Source organism: uncultured Campylobacter sp. (assembly GCF_938030685.1).
Lineage (GTDB): Bacteria > Campylobacterota > Campylobacteria > Campylobacterales > Campylobacteraceae > Campylobacter_B.
The window spans coordinates 1-10,346 of sequence record NZ_CALHHX010000037.1 but is presented as its reverse complement, the minus strand read 5'-3'; the positions used below and the strand labels follow the sequence as shown (position 1 = coordinate 10,346).

At 46.5% G+C, this 10,346-nt stretch carries 7 protein-coding genes; all 7 read right to left on the bottom strand.

Annotated features, from left to right (window positions below; translation table 11 throughout):
- Positions 1-14: 14 nt before the first annotated feature.
- Positions 15-218 (bottom strand): sulfur carrier protein ThiS, encoded by a 204-nt coding sequence (gene thiS / locus Q0369_RS01730; RefSeq protein ID WP_298095145.1) that lies wholly within the window; start codon positions 216-218, stop codon positions 15-17.
- Complete coding sequence (locus Q0369_RS01725; protein WP_298095142.1) at positions 211-1,803, bottom strand: ABC-F family ATP-binding cassette domain-containing protein; 1,593 nt, start codon at positions 1,801-1,803, stop codon at positions 211-213. The genes thiS and Q0369_RS01725 overlap by 8 nt, the downstream gene beginning before the upstream one ends.
- Positions 1,804-2,011: 208 nt before the next feature.
- The gene (locus Q0369_RS01720) at positions 2,012-3,139 is read right to left on the bottom strand and encodes a cation diffusion facilitator family transporter (protein ID WP_298095139.1); all 1,128 of its coding nucleotides are present in this window, start codon (positions 3,137-3,139) and stop codon (positions 2,012-2,014) included.
- Positions 3,140-3,157: 18 nt separating this feature from the next.
- Positions 3,158-3,550: a hypothetical protein gene (locus tag Q0369_RS01715; protein ID WP_298095136.1), complete on the bottom strand. Its 393-nt coding sequence runs from the start codon at positions 3,548-3,550 to the stop codon at positions 3,158-3,160.
- A gap of 360 nt (positions 3,551-3,910) precedes the next feature.
- Positions 3,911-5,104, bottom strand: a complete 1,194-nt coding sequence (locus Q0369_RS01710; RefSeq protein ID WP_298095133.1) for a tetrahydrodipicolinate N-succinyltransferase N-terminal domain-containing protein — start codon at positions 5,102-5,104, stop codon at positions 3,911-3,913.
- A 98-nt stretch (positions 5,105-5,202) separates the two neighbouring features.
- Positions 5,203-9,048 carry a hypothetical protein gene (locus Q0369_RS01705; protein ID WP_298095130.1) on the bottom strand — a complete coding sequence of 1,282 codons (3,846 nt, stop codon included), beginning with the start codon at positions 9,046-9,048 and terminating at the stop codon, positions 5,203-5,205.
- 209 nt (positions 9,049-9,257) lie between these two features.
- Positions 9,258-10,283 (bottom strand): hypothetical protein, encoded by a 1,026-nt coding sequence (locus Q0369_RS01700; RefSeq protein WP_298095127.1) that lies wholly within the window; start codon positions 10,281-10,283, stop codon positions 9,258-9,260.
- Between the last annotated feature and the right edge of the window lie 63 nt (positions 10,284-10,346).

The following is a 10,346-nucleotide window of genomic DNA, read 5'->3' as shown; positions in this document are numbered from 1 at the left end:
TCAAAGCTCCGACCTCAGCCGCCGCCTACGAACTCGACGATCTCATATTTTTTGCCGCTTGAGATCTGCGTGCGCTCCCACGCCTCTTTTTTTAAAATTTCGCCGTCGCGCTCGAGCGCTACTAGGCGTAGATCGTGTCCGCGCAAGCGCAAAAACTCGCTCACGCTCATATCCTGCGCCAGTTGCAGCCGTTCGCCGTTTACGTAGATCTCAATCATCGCTCGCTCCCAAGCTCTCGCGATACTCCTCGTAAGTGCCCCTAAAATCGACGATTTCGCCGCCTCCTTTGAGGTGCAAAATTCTATTTGCAAACGCGTCGATGAGCTCGCGGTCGTGGCTCACGCAGATCGCACATCCCGCGAAGTTATACAGCGCTTCGCCAAGCGCGATGATCGCCTCGAGATCAAGGTGGTTGTTGGGCTCGTCGAGCACCAGCAGGTTCGGGCGTTGCAGCATCAGCTTGCTTAGCATCACGCGGTGCTTCTCGCCGCCGCTTAGGCTGCCTACGCTTTTCTCCTGCTCCGCGCCGCTAAAAAGCATACGCCCAAGGCATTTGCGAATTTCGTCCAGATCCCTATTCTGCGGGCTTTGCAGATATTCGTAGAGCTTGAGCTCGCCTGAAATTTTATTATTCGTATCCTGCGCGAAGTATCCCGGCTCGATCGTGGCGCCCATATGCACCTTGCCGCGCTGCGGCGCGAGCTCGCCCATGATGATCTTGCAAAGCGTGCTTTTGCCCACGCCGTTTCGCCCGATGATCGCGATCTTATCGCCGTGAGCGAGCTTGAGGTTAAAATTTTTCAGAATTTCAATCTCGCCGAAGCTCATATCCACGCCGCTTAGCTCCAAAATTTCATTGCCGATCTCGCGCGCGGGCTTGAATAAAATGCTAGGTTCTCTGCGCGAAGAGGTCGCAAGCTCGCTAAGATCAAGTTTGTCGAGCTGTTTTTGACGGCTCGTGGCCTGCTTCGCTTTGCTTGCGTTGGCGCTGAAGCGAGCGATAAATTTTTCAAGCTCCGCCTTCTCTTTGAGCTTTTTCTCGCGCTCGAACTGCGCCTGTTTGGCGATTAGATTGGATGCGATGAACCAGTCGTCGTAATTGCCGCTAAATTCGCGCACCCGCCTAAAATCAACGTCGAGGATGTCCGTGCAGACGCGGTTTAAGAAGTGGCGGTCGTGGCTGATGACTACGAGCGTGCCCGCGTGGCGATTTAGCTCAAACTCGAGCCACGAAATGGCGTCGATATCGAGATTGTTCGTAGGCTCGTCCAAAAACAGTACGTCGGGGCGCGGGAAGAGCACCTGCGCGAGAAGGACCTTAAATTTATCGCTCGTCTCGATCTCGCTCATCTTTTTATCGAAGTCGTTCAGCCCCAGCGAACTTAAAATTTTCTCGATCCGCGTTTCGTACTCGTAGGCGGGATCCTCCTCCGCGCAGATCATCTCAAGCTCGCCGAGGCGCTCGTTTATCTCGTCGTTAAACTCGCCCGCCTCGTAAAGCTGCGTCTTTTCGCGCACGGCGTCATAAAGGCGCTTGTTGCCGTAGAGCACGGCGTCTTTGACGCTGAAGCTTTCGAAGGCGAACTGATCCTGCCCCAAAACACCGATTTTAAGCCCGCTTTCGATCAAAATTTCGCCGCTGCTAGATTCAATCTGCCCGCTTAAAATTTTAAGTAGCGTCGATTTACCCGCGCCGTTTGCGCCGATGAGACCGTAGCGCCTGCCCTTATCGAGGCTCAAATTTACGTTTTCAAAAAGCAGCTGTTTGCCGAAGCGCATCGTAAGATCTTTGATTTCAACCATATTTTTCCTTTTAAATTTCTCTTTGCATTGCCTTGCGCGCTGGCTTCTGCCAGGTTTTGCGCGCAAATTTCATCTCGCGGTTTATTGCGGCTTTTGCGCCGCGCGGAGCCGCGATAAATTTCTCCTATTGTAGCTTAAAATTCTGAAATTTCGCCGAAGGAACGTAGGCGGGCACGATTAAATTTAAACCGCTAGAGCAATTTAAATTTTAGCCGCTGTAATCGCTATCGCGAGTGATGATGAGCGTGTAGTTCGGATACGCGGTGCGCACCTGCTTGCAGACCGCGCGAAACGTCGCCTCCATATCGGGTGCTGCGAAATCGACGATAACGTCGAAGCTGATCATGCGCTTGCTCTCGTCGAGATAAAATCCATGTATCTGCGAGACGAACTCGTGCGAAAGCGCCATCTGCTTGATATGCTCGTAGATCTCGGCGGCGCGCGGATCATTTTTATTAAACGCGTAAATTCCTACGGCGTCTAGGATGATATTAAATTTCGCAAAAACGGCGTTTTGGATGCGGCGCGTAAGAGCGTCGATCTGCGCTGCGGTGGTGTCGCTTGCGACCTCGATGTGGATGCTGCCGACCATCTTATCGGGCCCATAGTCATGAAACATCAGATCATACGCACCTATGACGCCCTCAAAGCCGCGCACGACATCGTAAATTTCATTCGTAAGCTCCAAGCTCGGGCGCGAGCCCAAAAGCTTGCTGATCGTATCGCGCAGAATTTCATACGCCGTTTTGATTAAAAGCGCCGAAATTATCGCGCCCAGATACGCTTCCAAGCTCAGTCCGAAAATAAGCGAAATCAAAGCCGCTACGAGGGTGGCTAGCGATACGAGCGCGTCGTATTTGGCGTCCACGCCGCTTGCGATGAGCGAGTCTGAGTTCACGCGCTCGCCCGTCTTTTGCGTATAGAGCCCCAGGCTAAATTTCGCCGCGACCGCCACGGCGATGATGGCGAGCGAAACCGCATTATAATTCGCCGCTTGCGGATGGATGATCTTTTTGATCGATTCAACGAGCGAGACGCCGCCGGTGTAGAGGATGATGACGGCGATTACGATCGCGCTTAGATACTCGATCCTGCCGTGTCCGAAGGGGTGCGCGCGATCGGGCTGCTTGCTAGCAAGATGCACGCCCACGATCGTAATGACGGATGAAAGTGCGTCGCTTAGGTTGTTTACGGCATCAAGCACGATCGCGATCGAGCCTGAAATCAGCCCCACGACGCCCTTAAATGCCGCTAAAATTACATTTGAAACGATACCGATCGCACCGGTGCGAATGATGATTTTATCCCTGCTATACGCCGCTTGAGGCACTTCCATTATCTCTCCTTTGAAATTTTACTCTAAGCCGCAATCGCTGCGCGTGTAGGTCAGATCGGCGATTTTTTCGCCACTTTGCAGAAATTGTCGCACGCCTATGCGTTTTAGACCGCCCGCTTTCATCGTCGCGCAAACGTCCTTTTGCCTATCGGCGCGCAAAACTCTCTCAAAATTTTGCTTTATTTTAGGATCTACTTTATCCCAAATTATGTTTTTTAGGGTCATGGAAACTATAAATTTATCGCCTTCGCACGTAGCCGCGCCCAACTTTATATCTTCAGTCTCTGGGTGACTGCGCCCATTTACAGCGTCCGCCAAAAATTTGCAGCGCTGTGCATCGGCATCGGCATCTTCCGCAAACGCCGCGCTGCAGATAAATACGCCGAATATGGCGAGTATAAATTTTCTCATTTTTATCTCCTGATTTTATTTGAAATTTATCATATTAAAATTTTAAATTCAATCTATTTTTGAAATTTAAATACCCTTTGTGCGGCGCAAATCCGCGAGCCGCCAAAATTACTTACGTTAAAATAGCGGCGTAAATTCCATAAATCACCGCTAGAAATTTTCTAAATCGCGGCAAAAATTCTTTAAATTCCGCGCAAAATTCTATGAGTAGAAATTTTGCGACGGATCGCATGCGCTCGCTCAAAGCGGCGTGCGGCGAGATCGTCCGTATCTTTTTCAAACTCGCCGTTTAAGTTATAGATTTAACGCAGCTTAAAAAAAGCTCCAGCCAATCCGCGCCCGCCGTTTAAATTTATAAATTTAATGCAGTTCCGCGTTGAGTTTGATTGCGCGCTTGCTAACGCTTGCCGTAATCTGCCCGCTTTGGCTGTTTTGTCGGAAGTGCAGTCCGCTAAGCCCGGCAAGCTCAAGCCCTTTATAAATTTCACGATCGAACGCAAAGCCTGGATTTAGCGCTGCTAGCGCCTCGCGATCCTTTTGCGCGATAAAAACCTTCGTACCCTCAAGTACCGCGATACCGGCATCCACGATGCAGCGATCGCCGAGCGGAATGCCCGTGACGGAGTTTGCGCCCAGCAAGCAGTGTTTGCCGATGCTCACAGCATTGCCATTGGTGCCGCTTAGCACGCCCAAAATCGACGCGCCGCCGCCTATATCGCTGCCCTCGCCCACGACGACCGAGCTGCTGACGCGCCCCTCGATCATAACGCTGCCGGTCGTGCCTGCGTTGAAATTCACATACGCAGCACCCGGCATCACGGTCGTACCCGCGGCGATATGCGCACCCAAACGCACTTTCGCGTCGTCTAAAATCCGAACATTTTGCGGCGGTACGACGTGACTTAGATAGCGCGGAAATTTATCGACGCTGATGATACGCGGATAGCGGCCTTGCATTTTTAAATGGATTTCGTTTTCACGCAGCCACCAAAGTTCGATCGGGCGAGCGTTTTCGTCCCATGCGACATTCGGAAGCACGCTAAATGCGCCGTCTAGATTGAGCGTGCGCGGCTCGCAGAGATTTAGCGAAAGCGCGTAAAGCTTGAGATAGACGCTCTCGACGCTTTTCGGCGCGGTATCCTCAAAGATAAAGCTAGCGCAAAAGCTCGCGTGCTCGTCCGATTTCATCGCCTCTTTAACCGCAAGCAGCACCTGCAGATTTTTGTGCGCGCCCTCTTTGGTGTCTGGCTGTAGAAATTTTAAAACCTCGATCGCCTTTTTTAGGGCTTTGTGCGTTAGCGGAAGGACGCACTCACTACCGCTAAAATCCACGACCTCGCCGCACTCGGCTAGAGCATGGATTAGCACTGCTGCGCCTACTAGCCCATCTTTAAAATTTACGTGCGCGTAATTTACGCTTAGGCTTTTGTGCCCCTCCGCGCGTCCCTTAAATACGCGCCCGACCGCCCACATCATCGGATCGCGATAGCCCTTTTCGGCGCGAACTTTATCTGCAAAAGCTCGCAGCTCGCTTAGGCTTTTAATCTCTTTCATATTTAATCCTTAATCGCAAAATTGCGCGGGAGTATAGCTAAATTTAATTTAAAAATAATCAAATTTTGCCAAATTGATTCGTCCGTCATAAAATGCTTTTACTCGTAAATATCCACTTTTTCCTCTTCGTTAGCTATTTTTAAATATTGCTCAGCGAACTCACGCATTATCGTTGCGAATCTAGTAAAACCTTCCGCATCAAGGGCTTCGGCTTTTTCTTGATTCTGCTTAGCAAGCTCTCGCTCTTCCCTCCCGTAAGTAAAAGTATGTGTTCCGCGCTGATTAAAAAGCGCGAGCGTAAATTCAGAGCGTATTTTGTCAGCATCTCGCTCATCTAGGATATCGGCTACGGCTTTATGTATCCAAAGCCCGCTCGGATCAGCAGGCGCGTAGGTTAAACTTTGTCCGATATAGTGCCTAGCAACTCCTATATGCCCCGTCTCTTCGGTAATCCTTTTGGCCTCCTTGATCCACTCTTTAAATGCATTTTCGTCAAATTTTCCGTCTTCTTTAACTCCCGGACAAAGTTTCCATTCATATAAAATATCGTAGACATTTTGGGCTAGATAGCGTTTATTTTCATCTATTTCTTTAGTATTGTCGCTTTTGTCATGCGTGGATCGAAAGGCGAGAGCAATCATATCGGCAAAGAATTGCGGATCGGAAGCGAGTTTTTTCTCGATTGCAGTAGAAGATTTTTCTCTAGAAAATCTTTTTATCCAAGGAAAGAACTTAAATTCGATTTTAAGCATCACGTCTTGATCAATCGTTTTTGATTTTTGAAGACGCTTAATTAGCTCAATTACATCATAGGCCACATAGCTATAGTCGGTAAGTTCTTGCTTACCGCTTTTACTATCAAGGACCGAGATAAGCGAACGAACCGCTAAGGCTTCATTACTTTCGGCTTTATTTGCCTTGTGAGCAGCACAGATAACGGCTGCGCCTTCGCGCCCATGCGTAAGTAATTTTTCGGTTGCTTCATTTAGATTGCTGTCTGATTCATAAGGATTAACTTTGACGTTTTTCCAGTACAGACCCTCGCTATTTTCTCCTAAATACTTAGAAGCCGTTTTCCATACTTCTTCATTAAAAGGTAAAAGCAGTAGAAATTTAGCGCGTTGTTCCAAAGACCAATCTTTTTTCATAATCATATCAACCCAATCAATGCCGATTTTATAAAATTTGATCCGCACATATCCGCTTAAAACCTGCTTTTCAACTTCATTATTTGAATTAAGAAATGTTGGCAATAACTCATTTTCAATCAAATCATATTCTATCTCGCCCAAAGCTCTACCTACATCAAGCGGCGAAGCTACTTTTTTGGCAAAATTTATGCAGCTCATCAAACCTCCACTGTCCAAAATTTCTTTTATGGCGGAATTGCGTTTTTTAGCGAGCCTTTCTATCTGTTTATTGCAGTCATCATCTCCGTCCAACAACTCAAAAGTTATGCCATTAAATAAATAACGATATTTTATTTCTGGCGAAGATGGCGCAAGACTATCGGCTATGTTTTCGATTTTGCAAAGTTCTTCTTCGGGCAATGCCCAGTTAGTATCAGAAAATTTTCTATGGCGACGCACAATCCCATCAAGTTTTTCCCAAACCAAATAGCGCTTTTCTTCGGGCAAATTTATTATACTATCCGACAAGCAATAATCAAGAATAAAATCGTATGCATTTTTGGGCAAATTTGGAAGCCTTTCTATAAGCTCGATAAATTTATCCGCATCTTCTTTTGCTAAATCAATCACAAGCTCGGATAGGACAGTAATTTGCTCCAAATATTCATATTGAAATACGCCGTCTTTCCAATCTAAAGGTATAAAATCTCTCCAAATAGGGCGGCAACTTCCGATTGTGGCTTGGCATCCCCTCGGAAGCAACTCTAGCAGCAAGGACCACCCAATTTTAGGTTGATTTTTTATCACGGCTTTGATCGCCGCTTTTCTTCTATCAAATTTTGCGGTAGTTTGCACATGCCAAGGTAAAAATATATTCACAAGCGATCTTATAGGACGATTTGCCCAAGATCCGCCAGGATCAATAGAGGCAAGATCTGCCAAGATGACCGCCACTCTTGATAAATGATCAGGAGACCATGCTAGCTTTTCAAGAGCCCATAACAGGCCGCACATATAATTACGACCTTCGACCCCGCTTCCTTCTTGTTCAAATATTTCATGAAAAGGAGAATTCGAAATATCGACCAATGACAACTCTACAGCATCAAGAAATTCGCTGGGCGCGGCTTCTGCTAAAAGCGGTAAGTAGTAATCTATGCTCGCCCATCGCTCCCAATCCGCCCCATCAAGCAATGTGCGCACAATAAAATTTACAGCGTTTAAAGCTTCATTGCAAGAGCAGTTACTAAGTGCTTGAGGGCGACTACCCATCAAAGCAAGCGTTTGAGAAATTCCTTTTCTAATATTTTGCGAATAGTTTAATTGTTTTCCATAAAAACTAGCGGCACATCGTTCTTCTTTCAGCAAATCAAGCGCCGGATCTCTTTCTTCTAAAACTGAAATCGCTATACTCTTAAAACGGGCTAGATCGTCATTTGAAAACATTCTCCCAAGAATGTTCCAAGTTTCATCTCGCGAAACAACCTTCCATTTTCCTTCTATCAAAGCAAGTGGAGAGTCTGGACGCAGTGCGTCAGCCCTAAATTTTTCTATCCATTCTTTATAGCTTTTGCCGACAAATTCTTCTATGGCTTGAATGTCCGCTTTGTTTTCCTCGTCCCAACGACCTATTAAACAGGCTTTTGCCAATTCGCGAACAGTATTTCGTTTCGCATATGACGGCGCAGCGGCTCCTACGAGATACCTCATAAGTGCAGACAGCCTCCTATTTCCTATTTTAGCAAATTCCTCTGCAAGGGCATCTGGAAATTGCGCTTTCGTCAGTATCTCTTTGATCTGATATGATGGAGGACTTTTAAGGTCTATAACATCGTCATTGCCGTTTGATGAGGCATCGCAAAACGGCACGATCACTCCATGCCCTTTTTCTATAGCCAACGTAAGCAAATTTTGTTGCTCATCATCTAAATCCAATCTAGGGCTAGCAACCAATACATGTGATCGTCGCAACTCGGATATCGCTTGCCATGTATCTTTATCTTTTATAAAAAGACACTTATCTGCATATTTTTGCGCCTTTTCTTTTCCAAGCGTCATAAGGTAAGCCGCCACAAAATCATCTACGTCATTTTCGCTCTCAGCAATAATAAATAGCTTTTTGGCTTTGCCCAAAAAGATACTCTCAAGCGCACTACAAGCCTTATCGCGAGAAGAGATAAAAAGCTCGGGAGGAAGAGCCAATCCATTAAATTGTGACTTAATCAAGTTACAATTTCTAAATTTAAATTGAGTTAAATTCCAGTGCTCAAGCGGTGTTATAACGCCGCTTAAATTTGGCAAAATTCCTATTTTGCAAGCTATCCACCTACCAATAGCAGGAAATTCTCTAAGCCAATCCGCTAGCTTTACCCCATCTATTATTATAATTCGCTTCCATCCTTTGCCTTGCTGCCTTTTGATCCAAGCCCTCTGTTTTGGCTCATCCCAACCATTTGCTTCGGCCGAACGCGGAGTAGCGGAGACGAAAGTAGAGTCTGCCCGTTCTTCATCGCTCAATTCATCGGTTCTTTTTTGAAAGTCACTACTTGCTTTTTCTTGAGGATCTTTTCCGGTGCCTATTTCCCAATAGGATTTCCCCGCAGGAACAAATTCCAAAAATCCGGTCTCGCAATATACAAGACCATCCATACCGGATTGATTTACGGCATCGCCGTAAGGTATGCGACACTCCTTTATATCGGGTGCAGATTGCTTGATAAGTAGATAAATAAGCTCCGGAATTATTCCCTGGCTTTCACGCGTATCTGCATATCGTGCCAAATCGTTAGGAGTTACAATGCTTGTATGTTTCATATTATAAACAGTTCCTTTCGAAAATAATTTACTGTCTCTATTATACTGCACTCGATATATCTTTTACATTATCTTAATTTCATAATGTAAACCTACAGAATACCTTAAGCTTCTTTATCGAAGCATAGCTTTCACGGGAACTATCAAATTAACAAATCTATAAACAGTAAAAATTTATTAAAGAAGCTATTATAAATATAAATCCTGTCTCACCTAAACACATCATCCATCGGCGTGCTTTCGCATTTCTTGCGATCGGCTTCGACGGCGGTGAGGCGCTTTTTGCTTTCGTCCAAAATTTTAGAGCTGATAGCAAGCCCCGGCAGATCTAAGGAATTTACGGCGTGTTTGCCCGCAAATCCACTAAGTCCTTTGCCGAATATCCCATTTACGCGCCCGTTCATATCATAGATCTCGCTACCGTCGCAGTGAAAGACATTGCCCGAGATACACTCGCATTTAAGCCCGTCCGCAGCCTCCGTATATCGGTAGTCTTCGACGTAAAGTGCACCGCTTACGCCACGGACGCTACTTATGGGGTTGTAAATTAACACGGCTAGAATTTCGTTATTTTGCGGATTTGAGATCTCCCACTCCACGGCGCGATATGAGCTAAGCAGTAGCACGATAGGCTTAGCGGATTTGGCTAAATTTAGCTTGACGCGATTATTCATCTGCGCGCTTTCGTAGATCGCGCCAAGCCACAGGTCGTAGTCCTTATCCGCAGGGATCTTGGCTACGGCGTCCTTTTGACGATAAAAGGGCTCTACATCTTTAAAATCCACGAAAAGCTCGCTAGAATGCGCGTCATTTAAAAACCACGCTTCGATCTTGTGCTTGCCCTTGCTAAATTTATACGTAAGCGGGCGCTTTTGATTGCTAGATGTTCCGCCTAGCACGTCCGTGCCATCTACGGCGATTACCAGCGTAGACCAGCCGTAATCTCCTAGCACCATCTTTTCGATATCGGCGTCAAAATTAAACTCGCCGACCCAATACGCCATAAGATTTGGAGATGGAATTTCATGGAAGGAATTTCCTTCATAATTGACGCTGATGCGATCGACGTTTTCAGAGAAAACCACCTTCTTAGGCTCATCTTTATTCAGATAAAACGCCAAAAACTTATCCTGCGGGATCTGCGCATCCGCAGTAATCTCTCTCGCCCATTTTTGCATATTGCTCTCTTGCGCGAACGCCGCAAATGCAAGCACCAAAATAATCAAAAACCTCATTACCGACCTTTCTTATTTCGTATAAAAGTAAAATCCCTAAACCTAAAAGCCCTAGGCTTAGGG